Source organism: Mycobacterium sp., assembly GCF_002863225.1.
GTDB lineage: Bacteria > Actinomycetota > Actinomycetes > Mycobacteriales > Mycobacteriaceae > Mycobacterium.
Genome location: NZ_PKEK01000041.1, coordinates 104036 through 125801, shown reverse-complemented (window position 1 = coordinate 125801; position 21766 = coordinate 104036). Strand labels below are relative to the sequence as shown.

Annotated in this window: 19 protein-coding genes; 9 read left to right on the top strand and 10 right to left on the bottom strand. The window is 65.1% G+C overall.

Going from position 1 to position 21766, the window contains the following annotated elements; all coding sequences use genetic code 11:
* Positions 1–54 precede the first annotated feature (54 nt).
* Genes CYU59_RS13005 through CYU59_RS12995 form a run of 3 tightly spaced genes read left to right on the top strand, consistent with a single transcriptional unit; the run spans position 55 to position 3664 of the window.
* Positions 55–1197 carry a PE-PPE domain-containing protein gene (locus CYU59_RS13005; RefSeq protein ID WP_292990000.1) on the top strand — a complete coding sequence of 381 codons (1143 nt, stop codon included), beginning with the start codon at positions 55–57 and terminating at the stop codon, positions 1195–1197.
* Between the two features lie 45 nt (positions 1198–1242).
* A complete protein-coding gene (locus CYU59_RS13000) occupies positions 1243–2979 on the top strand; it encodes an AMP-binding protein (protein ID WP_292989998.1) in 1737 nt (578 codons plus the stop codon).
* A 34-nt stretch (positions 2980–3013) separates the two neighbouring features.
* Positions 3014–3664 (top strand): GAP family protein, encoded by a 651-nt coding sequence (locus CYU59_RS12995; RefSeq protein ID WP_292989996.1) that lies wholly within the window; start codon positions 3014–3016, stop codon positions 3662–3664.
* Positions 3665–3705: 41 nt separating this feature from the next.
* Here CYU59_RS12995 and CYU59_RS12990 read toward each other — a convergent pair whose 3' ends face one another.
* Complete coding sequence (locus CYU59_RS12990; protein WP_292989994.1) at positions 3706–4806, bottom strand: ParB N-terminal domain-containing protein; 1101 nt, start codon at positions 4804–4806, stop codon at positions 3706–3708.
* A 489-nt stretch (positions 4807–5295) separates the two neighbouring features.
* Here CYU59_RS12990 and CYU59_RS12985 point away from each other — a divergent pair, with 489 nt between their 5' ends.
* From CYU59_RS12985 to CYU59_RS12970, 4 genes are all read left to right on the top strand, one after another.
* Positions 5296–6354, top strand: coding sequence for a dihydrodipicolinate reductase (locus CYU59_RS12985; RefSeq protein WP_292989992.1), 1059 nt, complete (start codon positions 5296–5298; stop codon positions 6352–6354).
* 141 nt (positions 6355–6495) lie between these two features.
* Positions 6496–6807 (top strand): DUF732 domain-containing protein, encoded by a 312-nt coding sequence (locus CYU59_RS12980; protein WP_292989990.1) that lies wholly within the window; start codon positions 6496–6498, stop codon positions 6805–6807.
* A gap of 223 nt (positions 6808–7030) precedes the next feature.
* Positions 7031–9808: a LuxR family transcriptional regulator gene (locus CYU59_RS12975; protein ID WP_292989988.1), complete on the top strand. Its 2778-nt coding sequence runs from the start codon at positions 7031–7033 to the stop codon at positions 9806–9808.
* A gap of 47 nt (positions 9809–9855) precedes the next feature.
* Positions 9856–10161, top strand: coding sequence for a hypothetical protein (locus tag CYU59_RS12970; RefSeq protein WP_292989986.1), 306 nt, complete (start codon positions 9856–9858; stop codon positions 10159–10161).
* A gap of 56 nt (positions 10162–10217) precedes the next feature.
* Here the strand turns inward: CYU59_RS12970 and CYU59_RS12965 are convergent, their stop codons facing one another.
* Positions 10218–11114, bottom strand: a complete 897-nt coding sequence (locus CYU59_RS12965) for a hypothetical protein (protein ID WP_292989984.1) — start codon at positions 11112–11114, stop codon at positions 10218–10220.
* A 474-nt stretch (positions 11115–11588) separates the two neighbouring features.
* On the opposite strand from CYU59_RS12965, the gene CYU59_RS12960 reads away from it, so the two are divergent.
* The gene (locus tag CYU59_RS12960; RefSeq protein ID WP_292990296.1) at positions 11589–12023 is read left to right on the top strand and encodes an MmpS family transport accessory protein; all 435 of its coding nucleotides are present in this window, start codon (positions 11589–11591) and stop codon (positions 12021–12023) included.
* A complete protein-coding gene (locus CYU59_RS12955) occupies positions 12020–14923 on the top strand; it encodes an MMPL family transporter (protein WP_292989982.1) in 2904 nt (967 codons plus the stop codon). The genes CYU59_RS12960 and CYU59_RS12955 overlap by 4 nt, the downstream gene beginning before the upstream one ends.
* Here the strand turns inward: CYU59_RS12955 and CYU59_RS12950 are convergent.
* The 8 genes from CYU59_RS12950 to CYU59_RS12915 form a co-directional block, all read right to left on the bottom strand.
* Positions 14920–15753 (bottom strand): DegV family protein, encoded by an 834-nt coding sequence (locus tag CYU59_RS12950; protein ID WP_292989980.1) that lies wholly within the window; start codon positions 15751–15753, stop codon positions 14920–14922. The genes CYU59_RS12955 and CYU59_RS12950 overlap by 4 nt on opposite strands.
* Entirely contained in the window at positions 15738–16469 is a 732-nt protein-coding gene (gene octT / locus CYU59_RS12945; protein ID WP_292989978.1) for a diglucosylglycerate octanoyltransferase, read from the bottom strand. The genes CYU59_RS12950 and octT overlap by 16 nt, the downstream gene beginning before the upstream one ends.
* Complete coding sequence (gene gpgP / locus CYU59_RS12940) at positions 16459–17133, bottom strand: glucosyl-3-phosphoglycerate phosphatase (protein ID WP_292989976.1); 675 nt, start codon at positions 17131–17133, stop codon at positions 16459–16461. The genes octT and gpgP overlap by 11 nt, the downstream gene beginning before the upstream one ends.
* Entirely contained in the window at positions 17130–17489 is a 360-nt protein-coding gene (rsfS, locus tag CYU59_RS12935) for a ribosome silencing factor (protein WP_292989974.1), read from the bottom strand. The genes gpgP and rsfS overlap by 4 nt, the downstream gene beginning before the upstream one ends.
* A complete protein-coding gene (gene nadD / locus CYU59_RS12930; protein ID WP_292989973.1) occupies positions 17486–18106 on the bottom strand; it encodes a nicotinate-nucleotide adenylyltransferase in 621 nt (206 codons plus the stop codon). Before nadD ends, rsfS begins: the two co-directional genes overlap by 4 nt.
* A 199-nt stretch (positions 18107–18305) precedes the next feature.
* Positions 18306–19322, bottom strand: coding sequence for a PE-PPE domain-containing protein (locus CYU59_RS12925; RefSeq protein ID WP_292989971.1), 1017 nt, complete (start codon positions 19320–19322; stop codon positions 18306–18308).
* Positions 19323–19437: 115 nt separating this feature from the next.
* Positions 19438–20880: a VWA domain-containing protein gene (locus CYU59_RS12920; RefSeq protein ID WP_292989969.1), complete on the bottom strand. Its 1443-nt coding sequence runs from the start codon at positions 20878–20880 to the stop codon at positions 19438–19440.
* A 9-nt stretch (positions 20881–20889) separates the two neighbouring features.
* Positions 20890–21765, bottom strand: coding sequence for a MoxR family ATPase (locus CYU59_RS12915; protein ID WP_292989967.1), 876 nt, complete (start codon positions 21763–21765; stop codon positions 20890–20892).
* Position 21766 lies beyond the last annotated feature (1 nt).

Sequence of the window (21766 nt, the reverse complement as noted above, 5' to 3'; positions counted from 1 at the left end):
GCATCCGATATGTATGTGAAACTACGACACGCACCCACGTGGTCAGGGGTAGGTATGAAGAAGCTTCTTGCAGGAGTATCGGCACTGGTAACCGTCGGTGCCACAGGGTGTTTCGGCGTCGGGACCGCTGGGGCCGACGGCCCGGAGATCAGCGGCCCGCCGACCCCGGGAGCGCCCGGCGACCAGACCGCCTACGCCCTCGGTGGCGCGCACGTTCTGGGTGTCCCGTACGACAACTACATCCGCATGGAAGGCGCGGAGTGGTTCCCCGGCCAACAGCGGCAAATCGTCCGCTACCCCGCCGGCCAGGTCCAGGGCCACGTGCTCGCGCGGCTGTTCCCGGGCCTCCGCGGCGAAATCAACAACATCGACAAGCAGTTCCCGGGCGTCGGCCTGGACGGCCAGAGCGTCGGCGAGTCAGTCGACGTCGGTGTCGACAACCTCGACGGGGCAATCCGCACCACCGGTCGGCCCGGTACGGCCATCGGCCTGTCCGAGGGTGGATTCGTGGTCGACGGTGAACAATCCCGGCTGGCTTCGGCCCCGGACGCTCCCCCGCCCAACACGCTGAACTTCGCCACCTTCGGTGACCCGATCGGCAGGCATGCCTTCGGCCAGAGCTTCCTCCGGGCGACGTTCCCGGTCGGCAGCGTCGTCCCGGCGCTCGACTACACCATGCCCCCGGAATACGTCAGCCAGTTCGACACCAACCGGTTCGTGGCCGCCTACGACTCGATCGCCGACTTCCCGGACCGCCCGGACAACATGTTCGCTTTCGCCAACACCCTGTTGGGCCTGGCCACTGGTCACACAGCGGTGGCATTCACCAACGCGAGCATGGTGCCGCCCGGAAACATCCGGACAACCATCAATGCGCGGGGCGCCAAAGACACCACGATCATGGTCCCGGAGCAGCATCTTCCGCTGGTCATGCCTTTGAAGTACATCGGTATTCCCGAAGACACGCTCAACAAGCTCGACGCGATACTTATCCCCCGTGTAAATGCGGGCTACATTAGGAACGACGATCCGGCGACGGCGCCGGTTCAGGTGGACCCGGTGCACGGTTTTGACCCGGCAGTGGTCACCGCTCCGACGAACCAAGCCACATTCGGCGGCGGTGCCGATCCGTTATCGCAGGCCCTCAGCGGTGCCTTGTCGGTGCTGTCGCACGGCGCAAGCGAATCGGGAAGCTGACCGTTGAGTCCGGGCCCTTAAATCGACTACCAGTACGGACGAAATATGCCTCAATCGACGATCCTCTCGATGCTCCACGGGCGTGCCAGCATGCGTCCCAACGACGTCGCGTTCACGTTCACCGATTACGAGAAGGACTACGCCGGCGTCGCCGAGAGTCTGACGTGGTCGCAGCTGTCTCGTCAGACGCTGAACGTGGCGCGCGAAATCCGGGCCCACGGATCGACCGGCGATCGGGCGGTCATTCTGGCCCCGCAGGGTCTGGACTACATTCGGGCATTCCTGGGCGCGATGCAGGCCGGGATGATCGCGGTCCCGCTTCCGCTGCCGCATCGCGGTTCGAGTTATGACCGGGTGGGCGCGGTGTTCGCCGATACCGCGCCATCGGTGGTGCTGACGACGTCCTCGGCGGCAGAAGACGTCGGCGACTACGTCGATCAGTCACGCATGGACACCGCGCCGAAGATCGTCGCGATCGACTCGTTGAACATCGATGCCACCGACGGTCCCAGCCTCGCCCTGGCCGAGGTGCCGGAGACCGCCTACCTGCAGTACAGCTCCGGTTCGACGCGGGTGCCGACCGGCGTGATGATGTCGCACCGCAATCTGACGGTGAATTTCGAGCAGCTCATGCAGAGCTTTTTCGCGAACTCCAAGGTGCCGCCCGCTTCGACGATCGTGTCGTGGTTGCCGTTTTATCACGACATGGGTTTGGTGTTGGGGGTGTGCGCGCCGATCCTGGGTGGCTATCACGCGCAGCTGACCAGCCCGGTCGGGTTCCTGGAGCGTCCAGCCCGCTGGGTGCGGGCGCTGGCGGAGAACACCCACGCGTGGTCCTCGGCGCCCAACTTCGCGTTCGATCTGGCCGCCCGTAACACCACCGATGCCGACCTGGCCGGGCTCGACCTGGGCGGGGTGCTCGGCATCATCAGCGGCGCCGAACGAGTCGAGCCGGCCACCCTGCAACGCTTCGTGGACCGCTTCTCCCACTTCAACTTCCGCGACCACATGATGCGCCCCTCCTACGGGCTGGCCGAAGCCACCGTGTTCGTGGCCACCGGCACCTGGAGCGAAGAAGAACCGACCAAGAACTTCGACGTCGGCGAACTCGGCGTCGGCCGCGTCGAGCGGTGCCCCGCCGGCAGCGGCTCGGCCCTGGTCAGCTACCGCGTCCCACACTCACCGCTGCTGCGCATCGTCGACAGCGAGACCTACCGCGAATGCGACCCCGACCTGATCGGCGAGATCTGGGTGCACGGCGACAACGTCGCCGAGGGTTACTGGAACAAACCCCCCGCCGAGCAGACCTGCTTCGGCGCGACACTGGTCGATCCCTCCCCCGGCACCCCCGCCGGTCCCTGGCTGCGCACCGGCGACCTCGGCTTCATCCACCAGGGCGAGCTGTTCATCGTCGGCCGCATCAAAGATTTGCTGATCATCCGCGGCCGCAACCACTACCCCGAAGACATCGAAGCCACCGTTCAACAAGTCGCCCACGGCCGCGTCGCCGCCATCTCCGTCCAGGTCGACAGCACCGAACAACTGGTCACCGTCATCGAGGTCAAAAAGAAACGCGGCGAAGCCGGCGAAGAACTGCGACACCGACTCAGCGGGGTCCGCAGCAACGTCACCGCCGCCATCTCCAACGCCCACGGCCTCAACGTCGGCGACGTCGTCCTGGTCCCCGCCGGCTCCATACCCACCACCACCAGCGGCAAAATCCGCCGCCAAGCCTGCGTCGAGCTGTACCGGCAGAGCCAATTCGCCCGGTTGGACGCCTAGCCCCGCCGAGGGTCGCACCACCACAATCAAACTCATGCTGGCGACTGTCCTGATAATGGCGCTTGCCGTCAGCGTTGAACCATTTCGCATCGGCATGACGGTGGTCATGCTGAATAGGCCGCGACCCGCGCGTCAGCTATTCGCATTTTTGTGTGGCGGATTCGCGATGGGGACGACCGTCGGACTGATTGTGCTATTCGTATTCCGGCGCATTCTGCTCGGAACGTCTTTTGTCACGGTGCCCCGGGTCCAAGTTCTGGTTGGGCTGGTCATACTGGCCTTCGCCGCCGTAGTCGCCATCGACCTCTTCGGGCGACTGGGTCCGCGGCCGGCCCAGTTGGCCAGTCCGGCTGCCAGGCTGCTGAAGGGAGACTCGTTGTCGGTGGCCGGGATCGCCGGCCTCAGCATCGCGTTGCCGTCGGTCGACTATCTGGCTGCGCTGGCGGTGATCCTGGCCTCCGGAGCGGCCGCGCTCACCCAAGTGGCCGTGCTGGTGGCATTCAACGTGGTGGCCTTCGCGCTCGTCGAGATTCCGCTGCTGGCCTATCTCTTGGCGCCCAAGCCGACCGCCAAGGCGGTCGCGGCTCTGCACGAGTGGATCCGGTCGCGTCGGCGACGGGATGTGGCGATACTGCTGGCGATGGTCGGCGGCGCGTTCGTGGTCGCCGGCGTCGCGGGACTCTGAGCTTCACCCATAGCGCGAAAACTGTTTGCGCTCAGATTGATTCAGTTTGCGTTGGACTCGAACTTGTCCGCGATCTCCTGCCAGGCGCGCGCATTCTTCCGCGCGATTTCCGCGAACGTGCCCGAACAATGGCTCGGCACGGCTTCGGCGAACTCGTTGCACGCACTGATCGCGACCACGACCGTCGACAGCAGCCGCAGTAGCGCCCGCCCCCGCTCGGACGATCGGACCGAAGGGTCGTTTCGCAGCCGCTGCAGCAGATCGCGACCGCGGCCTTCTGGAACCATCCGTGAACCGGTGCGCGTCGGGACGCGCGCGTCGGCGAGTTCCGGGACTGCGCTTTCCACAGTCGGCGTCGCTGCTGCCGCCACCCTCTTGGCGAGGTTGTCGGGCAGCGGACTCTCGCCCTTGCCCACACGCTGACGAACATCTCGCGCTGTCGTCACCGAGACACCTGCCTTGCGTGCGATTTTACGGAGCGAGGCGCGGGGATTCAAGGAAAGGAATTCAGCGGCACGACGACGGCCGTTAGCCGGGCTCACCGGTCGAATCTTTCCATCGCGGCCCAGTCGGGGGTTCAACTGGGATATTTCCTCGGTTGTACACCCGCGTAGTTTTCCGACCGTCTTGTTCGAGACCCCGGCGATCAACCCGATAGACCGGTCTGACCAATGCGGGTAAGATCGCAGGACCCTTTGCGCGGCGGCTTTGCGCTCTGAAAGCGTCAATGGCAGCCCGTGCGTGACATTCAAATGCACGGCGAGCGCGAATGCCTCGGCGTCATTGCCTTCGAACAGCCGTGCCGCAATTGTGCTGTGGCCGCGCAGCTCGGTGGCGCGGAGTCGGTGCACGCCGTCGATCACCCGCATCGAGTCCCGATGGACCACAATCGGCGGCAGGGGTAGTGGCGACTGCGCCAGCACCTGAACGTGGCTCTCGTTGGCCTTGTTCTTCCGAGGGGTGTAGGAGTTGCGGATCGAGGCGACCGGGACGTTCTCCACCGGCAGCATGCTCCCCCGCCGCACCCATTCCTCGACCGCGCAGGCCGACAGCGGATCGAGTTGACCGTAAGCAGGTAGTGGAACAGAGATCATGTCGGCCTCGCCGATGATCCGTGCACTGCTCTCGTGTAGTTGCGCCATCCGATCGGCCCCGAGTTATCTTCTCGGCCGTCTTTCACTGCAAGTTTGCTGTGTGGCCATGTGATCCGACCCCTTCCGGTGGCTCGAACAACTTACCCGGGCGTAGGTTACTTAAGAGTAAGAACGGCGAAGGTGGCTTGTCAACTTGCTGAGCCAAATTCAGTAAACAAATGCTCACTGACCGCCACGGGCCGAACAACGCGCCTCCATCGCTTGCGGCAGTGCATTTTTCGCTACAAGTTCAACGCTTGTTCAATGCGTTTGAGCACGTCCGGCGGGCATTGACAGGTGTTGAATACGGTTGCTCCGTGCTGCTGCCCGCAGCTGGCCGGCGGCCGCTCAGAACAGAGTTGGCGCGCTCGTTGCGACAGACGGTCGCCAAATTATCGATCACGGCAAAATTAACTCTGGGTGAGAGGCGCCCGGCTCCCGCGCCGATCGGCAGGGTTGAACATAATGAGTTCAATCACACCGGCAGAGGAGCCCCTGATGAGCGCTGACACCGCAGGCCATCCGCTTCGCGTGATCCAGTGGACCACCGGCAACATCGGGCGGCGATCGCTACACGCCATCATCGGTAGACCGGACATGGAACTGGTCGGCGTCTACGCGCATGGCAAGGACAAAATCGGAGTGGACGCCGCCGACCTGTCCGGCTGGCCCGAGCCGACCGGGGTCACCGCCACCAACGACATCGACGCGTTGTTGGCACTCCAACCCGATGCTTGTTGTTACAACCCCTTGTGGCCCGACATCGACGAATTGGTCCGACTGCTGGAAGCCGGCATTAACGTCTGCTCCAGCGCCGCCTGGATCACCGGTGGCAAGCAGACGCCGCAGGACCGGCAACGGATTCTCGATGCCTGCGCACACGGCAACTCGACGATTTTCGGCAGCGGTGCGCACCCCGGGATGACCAACCTGGTCGCGATGGCGCTGAGCGGATCCTGCGAGCGCGTCGACGAAATCCGTATCACCGAGTCGGTGGACTGCTCGACCTACGAATCGGCGGAGACCCAGACCGCGATGGGGTTCTCGCAGGACCCCGAGACGCCCGGGCTGGCCGAGAACGTCCGGCGTGAGAGCGAGGTCTTCGCCGAGTCGGCCGCCATGATGGCTGACGCGATCGGGGCGAAGTTGGACAAGATGACGTTCGACGTCACGTTCACCGCGGCTACCGGTGACTCCGACCTGGGCTTCATGCAGATTCCGGCCGGCACCGTCGGCAGCGTCCTCGGCTACCACCGCGGCTGGGTGGGAGAACGCAACGTCGTCAGCGTCGGGTTCAACTGGACCATGGGCAATCACGTGACACCGCCCAAGCCCCTCGAACACGGTCACGTCATCCAGGTATTCGGTGTGCCCAACATGCGCACGGTGGTGCACTGCCTGCCGCCGAAAGACTGGACCGAGCCCGGATTCATGGGTCTGGGGATGATCTACACCGCGATGCCGGTGACCAACGCCGTGCCCGCCGTCGTCGCCGCGAAGCCGGGAATCGTCACGCTGGCCGACCTGCCTCCGGTCACCGGGCGCGCCGCGGGGTAGAGGTAGCTGTCGCGCGAGAAAACATAGGGATTTCCCTGATTTCAGGGGACCCGTGTCGTTGATAGTTTTCGACGCGCCACTCCGATCGCCACCGGAATGGACGAGGCCGCGCAGCCTCCCTGTTACCGAGAGGACCCTGTCGTGAACAAGTTGATCATCGCTGCCGTCTTACCGATGGCGGCGACCGCAGCTGTCGTGATGTCCGCGCCGAATGCCGGTGCCACCGGCGACGGCTCGTTTCTCGACGAATTGAGCACCAACCACGTTTCGCTGCCCGGAAAAACGCCGGCGGAAGAGGTCGCGGCGGGCTACGCGACGTGCAATCACCTGAGAAGCGGGACGTCCGTCCTCGATGAGATGGACGCCGTCGAAAAGACGTATCACACCAACCAGGGCACCTTGTTCGTCAGCGCGGCAACCACCCATTTGTGCCCGGACGCCCCAGGCCATTAGCGGTCCCGCTGCCCCTGGCGGCTCGAAAGAGGACCAAACGTCCTGCACAGGGCGACGAGAAACACCCGGGTCAGGCCGCCTATCTTCGCAGCGCAGCGCCGCGCTCTAGACGTTCAGCTAACATAACCGCGTTTACTTGGGTAGCATCTCCGCTGTCCTGCTCTCGTCTGGAAAACGCGGATGTGGCGAATTCAACGGGCCGGCGCTGCTAGGCGCGGCCGATATGGGTGACGGCCATCGTCGCTCGGCGAGTGTCGTAAGCCGTTCGGCGGAATTCGGTTCGGTCGCAACGTTTCTCGCCTCGGCGGCGCAGGAACCGGCGGCACTGCTGCTGGAAGGCGAGCCGGGCATCGGCAAGACGACGGTCTGGCTGGCCGGCTTGGAACAGGCACGCGAACTCGGTTTCCGGATTCTGTCGACCCGGACCGCCGCGGTCGAGTCGGGTCTGGCCTACGCATCCCTTGCCGATCTGCTTCGCAGGGTCGACACCGCGATCCTCGACCGCCTGCCCCCGCCACAGAAGCTGGCCGTGGACCGGATCTTGCTGCGCACCGGCGACGACGACACCGCTACCGATCAACATGCGGCGTCAGCGGCATTCCTGGCGATCGTCGAAATGCTTCGCGAAACGTCGCCGGTGTTGGTCGCGATCGATGACCTGCAATGGCTCGACCCCTCCAGCAGACACGTGGTGGCCTTCGCCGCACGACGCCTCGCAGCGGGCGTCGGCATGCTCATCACCCGCCGCACCGACAACCACGGTGACGTCGTGCCGCTATTCGAATTCGCCAGGCCCGATCTGGCCCAGCGAATCACGTTGAAGCCATTGAGCCTTGGCGCTTTGCACGCAGTAGTCACCGCGCGACTCGGGCGGTCGTTCCCGCGCCCGACGATGGTCAAAATCCTCGAGGTGTCGCGGGGAAACCCTTTCTACGCAGTTGAATTCGCCCGGGTGATCGAAGCTCGCTTGCCGGTAGGGGAAATAACGCTGCCCCGCACCCTGTCTGAGATAGTCCAGTCGCGGCTGGACGGTCTGGACGGCGACCTACAGAACGCGTTGCTCGCACTGGCCTGTATGACGTCGGCCACCACCGAACAACTCGCCCGTGCAGCTGACGCCGCCCCAGGTCACCTGGTCGACTTGCTGGAGCAGGCCGAAGCCAAGGGCATCGTCGAGATCGAGGGTAGCCGAATCGAATTCGCGCATCCTCTGTTGGCGCGGGGCTCCTATGACGCCGCGACGCCGGCTCAGCGCCGCGTGATGCACCGCCGGCTTGCCGGCGTCGTGGACCAGCCGGAGGTTCGTGCCAGACATCTCGCGCTCGGCGCTACCAGGCAGGACAATCAGACCCTTCAGGCTCTCGACGCCGCTGCCGAGTCAGCGCGCATCCGCGGCGCGCCGGCCGCTGCCGCCGAACTGCTCGAACTGGCCCTGCAGCGGGGTGGAGACACGCCGGAACGCAGAATCCGAACGGCCACACATCATTTCGCGGCAGGCGATACAGGACGGGCCCGGTCGCTGCTCGAGAACACGGTGTCGGAACTGCAGCGCGGAGATACTCGTGCCGAGGCACTGCACACACTTGCCATCGTGCGGCTCGAAGACGACAGCTTTGCCGAAGCGGCGACTCTACTCAACGAGGGCCTCGACGGTCAGATCCAGAACGACGAGCTTCGCGCGCAGCTTTTGATCACCCTGTCCTACGCCCTCCTCAATTCCGGCGACTCCGCCGGCGCTCTGCGCACCATTGACGCGGCGGCGACCGAAGCCGACAAGATCGGTAGTCCGCATCTGGCCAGCATGGCGCAGAGCATGCGGGTGGTGCAGCGATTCATGCGCGGCGACGGCTTCGACGAGACGTCGATAGCCGAGGCGATCCTGACCGAGGACCGTGACGCGAACGTACCCTTGGCTTTTCGTCCTCACGTACAGAACGCCATGTTGCTCGGTTTGGTCGGGAAACTCGATCGCGCTCACGAGGAGATGTTGAGCATCCGCCGCGAATGCGTGGAGACCGGTGGAGAGAGCGAGCTGATGTTCGTCGGTTTCCACACTGTGCTGCAGGCGATTTGGCGCGGCGACATGAGCGAGGCGCTGCTGGTCACCGAAGACTCCATGGAACGCGCGAAGCAACTCGGCGGCGATTTCCCGGCTTTCATCGCATTGACTTTGCGGGCCACAGTCGCTGCCTACGCCGGCCGCGAGGACGACGCGCGGCGCGACATCGGCGAAGCGCTGGCAGCCGGACAGCGCAGTAGCGCGTTCGCGCTGCTGGGGTGGACCGTAAGCGTGCTGGGCTTCCTCGAGGTGTCGTTGGGAAACTACGCCGCGGCCGCGGCGGCTTTGGAGCCGCTGCTGGCCATGCTGAACGCGCAACCGCGAGCGACGGAGATCATTCCGGCGTCGTGTCTGCCGGACGCGATCGAAGCATTGACTCAACTAGGCCGCTTCGACGAGGCGGAGCGCCTCGTCGACAACACGGAGCACAATGGCCGACGGCTGAACCGTCCGTGGATCTTGGCCGTCGGTTCGCGCGCCCGCAGCACGCTGCTCGCCGCGCGTGGTGGTCTCGAAGCCGCGGTCACCGCGGCGCAGGACGCGATGTCCGAGCACGAGCGGCTGCAGATGCCCTTCGAGCGCGCACGCACCCAGTTGCTTCTCGGACAACTGTTGCGCCGACAGCGTCGCCGCGAGGCAGCGACAGCAGTCCAGCGGGAAGCGCTCGCGACCTTTGAGCAGCTCGACATGCCGTTGTGGACGGCGCGCGCGAAAGCCTCGCTGTCGCGCGACGGCAACAAGACGCCCCGGACCTCCGTGCTCACGGCCTCTGAGCAGCGAGTCGCCGAGCTAGCAGCGTCCGGAATGACCAACCGTGATGTCGCCGCCACGCTGTTCATCAGCGTCAAAACCGTCGAAGTCAACCTCACCCGGATCTATCGGAAACTCGACATTCATTCGCGGGCGGAGTTGGGGCGCCGCATCGACCAGTTCATCAAGTAGGGAATTCCCTGATTCGATGTTGTTCGTCAGCCGCTACCGTCGAGACGATGGGCAACGCTGCGAAGCCGCCGACGTGCTACCTCGTCGAGTGGTATCGCCCTGGAGTAGATGAAGACCAGCTCGTCGACATCTCCGCCGGCCTTGCCCTTTCATCGACATCGCTGACCGCCGAAGGCTCGCCGGTGCGGTGCGTGTACGCGCTCGCGGTTCCCGCTGACGAGGTGGTGTTCGGAATTTTCGAGGCCGACTCGGCGGACGTGGTCGCCCAGGCGTGCCGGCGTGCGGGCCGACCGCCGACGCGGCTCAGCGCCGCGATCGCCGATCGCAACGGCGGACCGGAGATTCACAAATAGAAACACCCCGCTCGCCGAGGCGAGCGGGGTGAATTCTGCAGCGAACAACCGGCTGATCAGCCGCTCACGTTTTGGCTGGCCTGACCGATCGAGGTCTGTTTGCCGTCGTAGGTGACCGTGCATTTGGCCGTGGCGCTGTAGCTGGAGCCCAAGGTCGGCCACAACAGGTCGGTGATCGTGCCGGTGCTGTTCGCGTCGACGTCGATGTTGCGGTCGACTTGCCCAGGCCCTACCCCGCTGTTCTTGGTGGCGGTGTAGCTACATTTCGCGGGCAGACTCGATTTGTTGGTGATTGCCACCCTGGCGTTGAAGTTATTTCGGGTGATGTTCATCGAGACCGCATTTGCCGGTGGCACACATTGCTGATCGGCCGGAACGGTGGCGCTCGCAGAGCCCTGCGGGCAACTCTTCGGTTTAGCCGCCGCACATTTGTCGAGGCTGGCCGCCTTCGGCGTCGGCGAACCCTTCGGGCAGTCCACCTGCGCCGCCGCCGGGCACTGCTGCCCCTGCGGAACGGACGCTACGGGCGATCCCGCGGGACACTTCACCTGCACCGGCGCCGGCGGGCTGTACTTGAAATCCGACCACGCACCGCAGTCGTCCGAACCCAATGTGCTCTTACGGCAGCCTTGAACCCCGTAATTGAACGACTGGGTAGCGACGTTGCGGCGGGTGTCGGTCGCGGTATTGCCGCAGCTCTTCTTGATTTCCGACTGCCCGCCACCGTTGACCATGGTGTGGATGACGTCACCTGCGTACTCTCCTTTGACCCGCGGGCATCCGGAGATGTTGCAGATCACGTCGTTACCGTTGGCCGCGCAGGTGACGACGTAGCCGTTCGGCAGATTGTCGGCACGAGCGATCGGTGCCGTCACGGGCGTCGCGATGACAATGCCCAACAGGCAGGCCACCGAGCCCAAAAATATGAAACATCGCGCAACGCGTTTCGTCATGACTTGTCCTCCAAAGTTGTGAATGGCACATAGCGCAAGCCGGACGTATTCGCGAAGCACATCCCTCAAGCTGAGCGGAGCATAAGACGGCGAACAGAGCCGAAGGAATTAGGGATTTCCCTATACTTTCGCCGCGCGCCTAGGGGGCAGCTTGGCTTTGCTGCAGCCGTGCAGATCCATTCGACCCAGCCGCCGCGCGCGCCGCGAAAAGGTTTGCTACTCCGGTGACGATCCCCGTCGTCGTGGCCGACCCGGGCGCCGTGGGACCCCAAACAGAACGCAGGCGTGCCCTATCGTCTAGCATCGTTAGCCGAGCAAAGGTTCTCGCGGGAGTCGGCGTTGACACCCGGCTGAGGCCGGCTCTTGTCGGTAGAGCTGCCCGAACGCGTCCTGGCGGACCGCTGGATGCACACGCAGCTTGGCGCGTTCGTGAACGACGTTGCGAACGGGGCGGGAGGACATCGAGTGAAGGCAATGTCTGTCGGCGGCGTACTCAAGCGGGCTTGGATCCCGCTGTTGCTCATCGTCGTCCTGTCGATCGCCGGGCTCGCGGTGACGCGGCTGCACAAGGTGTTCGCCTCGCAGGACCTCAACGCGAATTCAGGAGCCGGGATCAAGATCGTGCAGTTCAACCCGAAAGTCGTGAAGTACGAGATCTTCGGCAATCCGGGGAGCACCGCCAACATCAACTATTGGGACGCCGACGCCAACACCCACCAGATCAACGACGCAACGCTGCCGTGGACATTCACGGTCTCGACGACGCTGCCCACGGTGAGCGCCAACATCATGGCCCAGACCGACGGTGGCTACATCGGCTGCCGGATCACCGTGGACGGTGAGTTGCGCGAACACCAGAGTTCCGACGGGCACAATGCTCAGACTTTCTGCCTGGTGAAGTCCGCATGACCAACACGAATGGCGAGGTCGCGACAACCACCGAGGCCAGGACGCACCACCCGTTCATCCCGCACGTCATCCGCCTATTCGCGATCCCGATCATCATCGGCTGGGTCGTCCTGACTGTCATCGTCAACGTCGCGGTCCCGACGCTGGAAGTCGTCGGTGAGGCGCACTCCGCCCCGATGGCCCCACTGGACGCGCCGTCGATGACGGCGATGATGCGGATGGGCCACAACTTTCAGGAGTTCGACTCCAACAGCACGGTGATGATCGTGGTGGAGAGCCAGAAACCACTCGACGATGCCGCGCACCGCTACTACGACGACATCGTGCGCAAGCTGCGCAAGGACACCGCGCACGTTCAGCACCTCCAGGACTTCTGGGGTGACCGGTTCACCGCGGCCGGCGCGCAGAGCTCCGACGCCAAGGGCGCCTACGTTCAGGCGAACATCGCCGGTAACCAGGGCACCACGCAGGCCAACGATTCTGTCGACGCCGTCCGCAAGGTCGTCGACGAAGAAAAAGCGCCGCCCGGGGTCAAGGCCTACGTCACCGGGCCCGCGGCGCTCTCCGACGACATGCATGTCATCGGCAACGACAGCCTGGCCAAGATCACGCTGTTCACCCTCGGCGCGATCGCGATCATGCTGTTGCTGGTCTACCGCTCGATCGTGACCACGTTGATCCAGCTGTTCATGACGTTCGTCGCGCTGGCCTGCGCCCGCGGCATCGTCGCGGTTCTGGGCTACAACAACGCCTTTGGGCTCACCACCTTCGCCGCGAACATCCTGACGATGCTGGCGATCGCCGCCGGCACGGATTACGGAATCTTCCTCGTCGGCCGATATCAGGAAGCCCGCCGCGAGGGCGAAGATCGAGAAACCGCGTACTACACCACATTCAAAGGTGTCGCGCCGGTCGTGTTGGGTTCCGGACTCACCATCGCGGGTGCGACCTATTGCCTGAGCTTCTGCCGTCTGCCTTGGTTTTCCACCATGGGCGCCCCGGTGGCCATCGGCATGCTCGTCGTGGTGTTGGCCGGCCTGACGCTGGGTCCGGCGATTGTGTTCCTGGGCAGCAAGTTCGGCCTCTTCGAGAAGAAGAGTCAAGCTCGCGGCAAGCTGTGGCGGCGGGTCGGAACCGCCGTCGTGCGTTGGCCCGCACCGATTTTCGCTGTCAGCACCGCGGTGGTTCTGGTCGGAATGGTCGCGCTGCCCGGCTTCAAGACGAGCTACAACGACCGCCACTATCTGCCGGAGACCGCGCCGTCCAACGTCGGCTACGCCGCGGCCGACCGACACTTCTCCGAAGCCCGGATGAACCCGGACCTGCTGATGATCGAGTCCGACCACGACATGCGCAACACCGCGGACATGCTGGTGTTGGACAAGGTCGCCAAGAACGAGATTCGTACCGTCGGGATCGCCATGATCCAGGACATCACCCGGCCGCTGGGAATTCCCATCCAGCACAGTTCGATTCCGTTCCAGAACAGCATCCAGAGCCAGACGACCATGCAGAACATGAAGTTCCTCAAGGACAGAATGGCCGACATTCTGAAGATGGCCGACCAGATGCAGATCATGATCGACGTGACCACGCGGCAGGCGAAAGTCACCCACGATCTGGCGACCGCGGCCCTCGACAGCGCGAAGACCACGCAGGAGACCTCCGAGATCACCGACACCCTGCGGGATCACATCGCCGACTTCGAAGACTTCTACCGGCCGATCCGTAGCTACTTCTATTGGGAGAAGCACTGCTACGACATTCCGGTCTGCATCTCGTTCCGGTCGTTGTTCGACTCGATCGACGGCTTCGACCAGCTGGCCGAGAAGTTCCACGAGCTTTCCGGCGACATCGGGCGCACCGCAACGGCGTCGCACGAGTTGGAGCAGCTGATCCCGATCATGCTCAACACGTTGAAGACGACGCATGGGCTGACGCTGACGATGTATCAGACGTTCAAGGCGATGATCGACCAGATGGAGGCGATGAGCAACACCTCGATCGTGATGGGCCAGAGCTTCGACAAGTCGCAGAACGACGACTTCTTCTACCTGCCGCCCGAGGCGTTCTCCAACCCGGAGTTCATCCGAGGGGTGAAGATGTTCTTCTCCCCCGACGGAAAGTCGGTGCGGTTCTTCATCACTCACCAGAGCGACCCGATGACACCGGAAGGCATCGACCGGGTCGGCGCGGAGCGCACCGCTGCCCAGGAGGGGCTCAAGCAGTCCTCGCTGTCGGACGCCAAGGTGTATCTCGGCGGCACCGCCGCGACATTCCGGGACATGGCCGACGGTGAGAAGTACGACCTGATGATCGCCGTCGTGTCGGCCCTGACGCTGATCTTCATGATCATGCTGCTGCTCACCCGAAGTGTGGTGGCGGCGTTGGTGATCGTGGGAACGGCCAGCAGTTCGATCGCCGCGTCGTTCGGCCTGTCGGTGTTGATCTGGCAGGACCTGTTGGGCATCCACATTCACTGGATCGTGATGGCGCTGTCGGTCATCATCTTGTTGGCCGTCGGCTCCGACTACAACTTGCTGCTGGTGTCGAGATTCAAAGAAGAGATACATGCCGGGCTCAAGACCGGATATATCCGGTCGATGGCCGGCACCGGCGCGGTGGTGACGTCGGCGGGTCTGGTGTTCGCCTTCACGATGGCGGCCATGCTGGGTAGCGAGTTGACCGTGCTCGGCCAGTTCGGGTCGACGGTCTGCATCGGTCTGCTACTCGACACATTGGTCGTGCGAACACTTTTCATGCCGTCGTTGGCGACCCTGCTGGGCCGCTGGTTCTGGTGGCCGCTGGTGGTCCATCCGCGCGGCGACTACGGCAAGCCGAAGCCACCCGTCGTCACCGGCGAAGCCAACACCGCGCCGCTGGCCGTGCAGAAGTCCTAGTCTTCGAGCTGTACGCAGACCCCGAGCGCGCCGGCGCCGACGTGTAGGGCGAGCACCGGACCCAGACCGGTGACCAGCGCCGGCTCGCAATCGGGCAACCGTTCGGCGAGCGCAGCGACCAGGTCTTGGGCGCCGTCGGGGTTGGCGACGTGATGCACCGCGATCGAGGCACGCCGCTCACCCACGGTATCGACGACTCGGTCGATCATCGCCGCGACCGCCTTCGTGGCCGTCCGAACCCGTTGCGCCAGAACGAGTTTTCCGTCGTCGATGCGCAGCAGTGGCTTCAAGGAGAGCTTGGTGCCCAGCCACGCGCCGGCACCGCCGATCCGGCCGCTGCGGCGCAGGTTGTCCAGTTGGTGCACGACGATGAACCCGTGGTTGCGGTCGATCGCGGCGGCAGCTGCTGCCGCGACGCCCTCTAGATCGGCGCCCGCCGCGGCGGCCCGCGCAGCGGACACGGCGATGAAGCCGGTGTTCATCCCGGTGAATTTCGAGTCGAGAACCCGGATACCCGAACCGATTTCGGTGGCGGTGGACTCGGCGGCGGTCAGGGTTCCCGACAGCGCCGTCGAGAGGTGGACCGCCAGGACGCCGGCGCCGTCGCTGTCGGCCAGCGCCTGCCGGTACACCTCGCCCAATTCGGCCGGGGTCGCGGCCGCGGTGGTGGCCTGACCGTAGTCGTGGATGTTGTCCGGAATGTCGTCGACGCCGTCGCGTAGGTCGTTGTCGTCGAGCAGGATGTGCAGCGGAACCTCGCGAATCCCCCACTGCCGGCGCCATTCCGCGGGAAGGCGTGCCGAGGAATCGGTGACTACGACGACGGGCATCGGACGCCCACTTCGGCCAGTGCCTTCAGCATCAGCTCCGCGACGGCCCGGTGTGCTTCGAAATTCCAGTGAATGCCGTCGGGGTTGCCACGACCGTTCAACACCTCGTCGGCGACACCCGCCTTCAAATCGACCAACGCCACGTCATGCTCATCGGCCCACCGGGTGATCGCCGCGACGGTACCGTCGCGGCCGTGATGGGCCCTGCCGTATGCGTCGGCGATGTGCACGGACGGCAATGACGCCACCATCGGGATCCCGGGACGGTTGAAATCGATTGCGCCCCGGGTCTCTTCGAGGTATTCGGCGGAGAGGTGTGGCGGCAACGCGGCCCGGGCCAGCGGGGAGAACCGCGGCTGCACCCACCCGTAGCCGTCGCGCACCCAGCGACGCAACCATGGCGGGCGCACATAGCGGATCAGCTCACGCAGCGCGGTGGGCAGCGGTGACGGCAGCGAATCCATCCCGCTCGTCGCGAAGATCACCGCCCCCGCCCGGGGCAGCGCGGCCCAGGCCCGCGGGTCCTGGGTGGCCGCCCACCAGACGTCGCGGCACGTCCACCCGATGCGGCCGATCAATTCGAGGTCCCAACCGAGTTGCGTGGCAACGATATTGGGCCAGATCCGCGGATCGTCTGACGGAAGCCCGCCGGTGGGCCCGTAGTAGGCCAGTGAGTCGGCGAAGACCAGCAGGGTCGGCCGCGCCTCAGAGGACATCGCCGGCAACCTCGGCCGAGGCGTTCCACACGTCGAGTCGCCAGCGGATGTCGTCGAAATCGACGCTGCCGTCCGAGCTGTGCCCGGACAGTTGCGTCCAGCTGGCGTTGCCCATGCCACCGAGCACCGGCCAGTTACCGACCGGCAGCCGCAGCAGGGCGGCGGTCAACGCGGCGATCAGGCCACCGTGGGCGACAAGCACCACCGGCCGTACCGGTTCCTCGACGGCGCCCCACTCCGGTTCGCCGGCGACCAGTTCGGCGACCAGCGGCACGCTGCGGGCGGCCACGTCGACCCGGTTCTCGCCGCCGTGCGGTGCCCAGGACGCGTCGTCGCGCCAAGCCAGCCGGGTGCCGGGAGCTTTTTCGTCGATCTCGGTGTGCGTCAAACCCTGCCAGTCGCCGAGATGGGTCTCGCGTAACCGGTCGTCGGCCCGAACGTGCAGACCGGTTCGCTGCTGCAGCGCGACCGCGGTCTCGTAGGCCCGGCGCAGGTCGGAGGACACGATGAGCAGCGGCTGGTGCTTGGCCAGCGCTTCGGCCGCGGCAACCGCCTGGGCACGGCCCAGGTCTGTCAGGTCGGTGTCCAGCTGGCCCTGCATTCGGCTGCCGAAATTGAACTCGGTCTGGCCGTGCCTCAGCATCAGCAGCCGTCGGATCGTCACGACAAATCCATCGCGACGATGGGACAGTCACGCCACAACCGGTCGAGGGCATAGAAGTCGCGTTCGTCCTGGTGCTGGATGTGCACCACGATGTCGACGTAATCCAGCAGCGTCCAGCGTCCCTCGCGGGTGCCTTCCCGGCGGGCGGGCTTGTGTCCCGCTTCGCGCATCTTGTCCTCGACCTCGTCGACGATGGCATTGACCTGTCGCTCGTTGGACGCCGAGGCGATCACGAAGCAGTCGGTGATCACCAGTTGGTCGGAGACGTCGATCACGACGACGTCGTCGGCGAGCTTCGACGCCGCCGCGCGGGCGGCGACGGTCGCCATGTCGATCGCCTCAGGTGCGGCGGTCACGTCTGCTCCCCCGGTTTGCGGTACAGGTCGCGTTTGGAGATGTACTGCACCACCCCGTCGGGCATCAGGTACCAGAGCGGGCGGCCTTCGGCGGAGCGCAGTCGGCAGTCGGTGGAAGAGATTGCCAGCGCCGGGATTTCGACCAACGACAGCGCATCCTCGGGCAGACCGTCGAGGACGCCGGCGAGATGCTCACTGCCCAGTTCATAGCCGGGCCGGCTGACGCCGACGAATCGTGCAGCGGCGAACAATTCGTCGAGGTCCTGCCAGGACAGGATGGAGGCCAGCGCGTCGGCCCCGGTGATGAAGTAGAGGTCGGAGTCGGGATTGAGCGACTGCAGATCGCGCAAGGTGTCTTTGGTGTAGGTGGGCCCGCCGCGGTCGATGTCGACGCGGCTGACCGAGAAACGCGGGTTGGCAGCGGTGGCGACCACGGTCATCAGGTAGCGGTCTTCACCCGCGCTGACCTCGCGGCCTTTCAGCCAGGGCTGGCCGGTGGGGACGAACACCACCTCGTCGAGATGAAACCGGTCGGCAACCTCGCTGGCCGCGACCAGGTGCCCGTTGTGGATGGGATCGAACGTTCCACCCATGACTCCCAGCCGCCGCTTTTGCACGGTTTGCCAGCTTACTTGAGCCTGGTAGAGCGGGCCGAGCTCACATCAGTCACATCCGCACCCCGGCTCACCGGTGTCCGAGTTGCCCACCTTTGAGCGACAAATTCCGTGACGCTCCGGATTGTCGCTATGAGGCGGGCACAACGTCTGTCGCCCGGCCCAGGACTCGTGGGGCCGACGGGCTGAACCGGCACTCGAGTCAGAAGTAGTTGGGGTCGAACAGGTCGATGACGGTGTTTGCCAGCGCCAACAGCGAGCCGCTGTCGGCGAGCCCGTGCCCGAAGGCGTCGACCAGGGCGGTGAAGTCGTTGATCATCGTGCCTGTGTCCGACAAGTCCGGAATGTTGATCGTCGTGGTCAAGCCATCGGTCGTGGCGACCCCGGTCGCGATCTGGTCCGGCGTCAGGCCCAGGTACTCGACGTGGGTGGTGAAGAAGTGGAACAGGCCGTTCGCGAAGCCCAGCAGCGGGCTGCCACCTGGTGCGTTGAGCCCGATGTCGTAGTCCTCCTGCCAGTCCGAGACTCCGTCGTAGTCGATGTTGTAGATCGTGGTCGGGTATAGGTCGTTCGGGGTCACGCCGGCCAGCACACCCCCCGGGGCGAACTGGGCTTCGTTGATGCCGTTGAAGATGTCGTTGGCGATGGTGGTGCCGGTGGTGCCGCCACCGAACAGCTGCACCGTGTCGGCGTAGATGTTGGTGGCGATGCCGCTCTCGCTGCTCGGGTCGCCGATGAAGACGAAGTGCAGGGCGTCTTTCGGGATGCCGTCGTCGAAGAGCCGCTGTTCGGCTGCCGACGACAGGATGGCGCTCTGAGAGTAGGCGAAGACCGTCAAGGGGTTGTCGGCGCTGAAGTCTCCGGCTTTGTACTCGGCTTCGACCGCGTAGACGAGATTTGTCTCGCCCTGCAGGCTGCTGGGACCGAACTCGAACACCTCCGGAGTCGTCAGCACCTGCAGCGAACCGTCGCACGGCAGGTTGCCCACCATGTTGCAGATCGACGTCAGTTCGTCGGCGAACCCCAGCGGTTTCAGGTACAGCGAATCGGCGGCTTCGACGTAAGCCGTCGACGGCGTCGGCTGGGCGGTGCCGCCCATGAAAATCGCGTGGGTGCTGTCCACCAGCGAGCCGTCGTCGGCGTATGCGGTCGCTGAGGCCGCCACCGCCATGGCGGCCGCGGCGGCGACCGGCGCCAGGACAAAGAGACGATTCGCCATTGAAGGACCTCGGTTCGGTAGGCCTGCCTGCTGAGGACAGGCTGATACTAACCTGAGTCCGGCCTGTGCAACTGAGGATGTTTGTGTGAGCCGAGCAGGAGTGGCGTCGGTTGACTCAGACCGGCAGCAGCTGGTCGATCACCGAGGCGAGCTGCTTGGCCGAGCGGCATTCGTGCATGGTGATCACGTCCTGGTAGCGCGGCACCGCCGAGTCGCCGCTGCCCCACAGGTGCTTGGGCTCCGGATTGAGCCAGTGCGCGTGCCGGCTGGCAGTCACCATGTGCGACAGCACGTCGGTGGCCGGGTCGCGGTAGTTGGTCCGGCCATCGCCCAGCACCAGCAGCGAGCTGCGTGGCGACAGTACGTTCGGGTGACCCTGGATGAACGAGACGAAGGCGTTGCCGTAGTCGCTGTGGCCGTCGCGGGTGTAGACGCCCGCTTCGCGGGTGATCCGCTGGATCGCGACCGCCAGGTCGGCATCGGGTCCGAACATGTGGGTGACCTCGTCGGTCGTGTCGATGAATGCGAAAACCCGCACCCGCGAGAACTGCTGGCGCAGCGCATGTACCAGCAGCAGGGTGAAGTGGCTGAATCCGGCGACCGAGCCCGACACGTCGCACAACACCACCAATTCAGGGCGGGCCGGACGCGGCTTGCGCAGCACCAGGTCGATCGGCACGCCCCCGGTGGACATGGATTTGCGCAGCGTCTTGCGCAGATCGATCGCACCCGCGCGGGCACGGCGCCGGCGCGCGGCCAGCCGGGTGGCCAACGTGCGGGCCAACGGCTGCACGACGCGCCGCATGGACCGCAGCTGGTCTCCGGACGCGCGCAGGAACTCGACGTTCTCGGATAGTTGTGGGATCCCGTACATCTGGACGTGGTCACGTCCGAGCTGCTCGGCGGTGCGCCTTTTGGTCTCGGCGTCCACCATCTTTCGCAGCTGGGTGATTCGCTGTGCGGCAAGCGCTTTGGCGATCTGTTCCTGGGTCGGGGTGGGCTCGTCGCCGTACGGCGCCAGCAACCCGGCCAGCAGCTTGCCCTCCAGCTCGTCGAGCGCCATCGACTTGAGGGCCTGATACGACGAGTACGACGGCCCGCGACTGGAGTTGTATTTGCCGTAGGCGTCCACGATCTGGGCGATCATCGCGACCAGCCGATCGTCCATGTCGGCGAGATCGGGGTTGTCGGTCAGCAGGTCGAGCAACATTTGCCGCATTGCCTCGACATCGTCGGGCGGCAACTGCACTTCGGGATCGATGGCGTCTTCTTCGCTGACCGCCGCCCGGGTGCCGAGTGCGGCCGGCCACCACAGGTCGAACATCGCGTCGTAGGTCTCCCGATGCTCGGGCCGTCGCAACACCGCGCACGCCAGACCCTCGCGCAGGATCTCGCGGTCACCGAGACCGAGGACCCCCATCACCCGCCCGGCATCCACGGTTTCCGACGGGCCGACCGAAATGCCTTGTCCACGAAGCGCTTCGACGAAACCGACCAGATGGCCCGGTATGCCATGCGGGGCCAATGGCTGGCTGGGGCGAACGCGGCGGACGGCCATCAGCGTGCCTCAGTTCAGCCGGAGCTCGGAGGTGGCGCGGGTCTGGTCGGACTGATGTTTGAGCACGACGCCCATCGTGGCCGCGATGGTCGCGTCGTCGATGGTGTCGAGGCCCAGCGCCAGCACGGTGCGTCCCCAGTCGATGGTCTCGGCCACCGACGGCAGCTTCTTGAGTTGCATGCCGCGCAGCACCCCGATGATGCGGACCAGTTCTTCGGCGATGTGGGCCGGCAGTTCGGGCACGCGGGACAACAGGATTCGACGTTCCAGCTCGGGGCTGGGAAAGTCGATGTGCAAGAACAGGCAGCGGCGCTTGAGCGCCTCCGACAGCTCACGGGTGGCGTTGGAGGTCAGCACCGTGAACGGCCGCCGCTCGGCGGTGATGGTGCCCAACTCCGGGACGGTGACCGCGAAATCGGACAACACCTCGAGCAGCAGGCCTTCGATTTCGATGTCCGCCTTGTCGGTTTCGTCGATCAGCAGCACGGTGGGCTCGGTCTGCCGGATCGCCGTCAGCAGCGGCCGCGACAGCAGGAACTCCTCGGTGAAGACGTCGGTCTTGGTCTGATCCCAGTCGTTGGAACCGGATTGGATACGCAGGATCTGCTTGGCGTGGTTCCACTCGTAGAGCGCGCGCGCCTCGTCGACACCTTCGTAGCACTGTAGGCGCACCAGACCGGAACCGGTGGCCTGAGCGACAGCGCGGGCGAGTTCGGTCTTACCGACTCCGGCCGGGCCTTCGACCAGCAGCGGCTTGCCGAGCCGGTCTGCCAGGAATACCGCTGTCGCAGTGGCGGTGTCGGGTAGGTAACCGGTTTCGGCAAGACGCCGGCCGACGTCGTCGATGTCGGCGAACAGCGGCGCGGGCCGCGCGGGCACACTCACG

Bases quoted from the DNA above. Each gene is read 5' to 3' on its own strand.
- CYU59_RS13005 (WP_292990000.1), top strand. From the start codon at position 55: ATGAAGAAGCTTCTTGCAGGAGTATCGGCACTGGTAACCGTCGGTGCC.
- CYU59_RS13000 (WP_292989998.1), top strand. From the start codon at position 1,243: ATGCCTCAATCGACGATCCTCTCGATGCTCCACGGGCGTGCCAGCATG.
- CYU59_RS12995 (WP_292989996.1), top strand. From the start codon at position 3,014: ATGCTGGCGACTGTCCTGATAATGGCGCTTGCCGTCAGCGTTGAACCA.
- CYU59_RS12990 (WP_292989994.1), bottom strand. From the start codon at position 4,806: ATGGCGCAACTACACGAGAGCAGTGCACGGATCATCGGCGAGGCCGAC.
- CYU59_RS12985 (WP_292989992.1), top strand. From the start codon at position 5,296: ATGAGCGCTGACACCGCAGGCCATCCGCTTCGCGTGATCCAGTGGACC.
- CYU59_RS12975 (WP_292989988.1), top strand. From the start codon at position 7,031: ATGGGTGACGGCCATCGTCGCTCGGCGAGTGTCGTAAGCCGTTCGGCG.
- CYU59_RS12970 (WP_292989986.1), top strand. From the start codon at position 9,856: ATGGGCAACGCTGCGAAGCCGCCGACGTGCTACCTCGTCGAGTGGTAT.
- CYU59_RS12965 (WP_292989984.1), bottom strand. From the start codon at position 11,114: ATGACGAAACGCGTTGCGCGATGTTTCATATTTTTGGGCTCGGTGGCC.
- CYU59_RS12960 (WP_292990296.1), top strand. From the start codon at position 11,589: ATGTCTGTCGGCGGCGTACTCAAGCGGGCTTGGATCCCGCTGTTGCTC.
- CYU59_RS12955 (WP_292989982.1), top strand. From the start codon at position 12,020: ATGACCAACACGAATGGCGAGGTCGCGACAACCACCGAGGCCAGGACG.
- CYU59_RS12950 (WP_292989980.1), bottom strand. From the start codon at position 15,753: ATGCCCGTCGTCGTAGTCACCGATTCCTCGGCACGCCTTCCCGCGGAA.
- octT (WP_292989978.1), bottom strand. From the start codon at position 16,469: ATGTCCTCTGAGGCGCGGCCGACCCTGCTGGTCTTCGCCGACTCACTG.
- CYU59_RS12925 (WP_292989971.1), bottom strand. From the start codon at position 19,322: ATGGCGAATCGTCTCTTTGTCCTGGCGCCGGTCGCCGCCGCGGCCGCC.
- CYU59_RS12920 (WP_292989969.1), bottom strand. From the start codon at position 20,880: ATGGCCGTCCGCCGCGTTCGCCCCAGCCAGCCATTGGCCCCGCATGGC.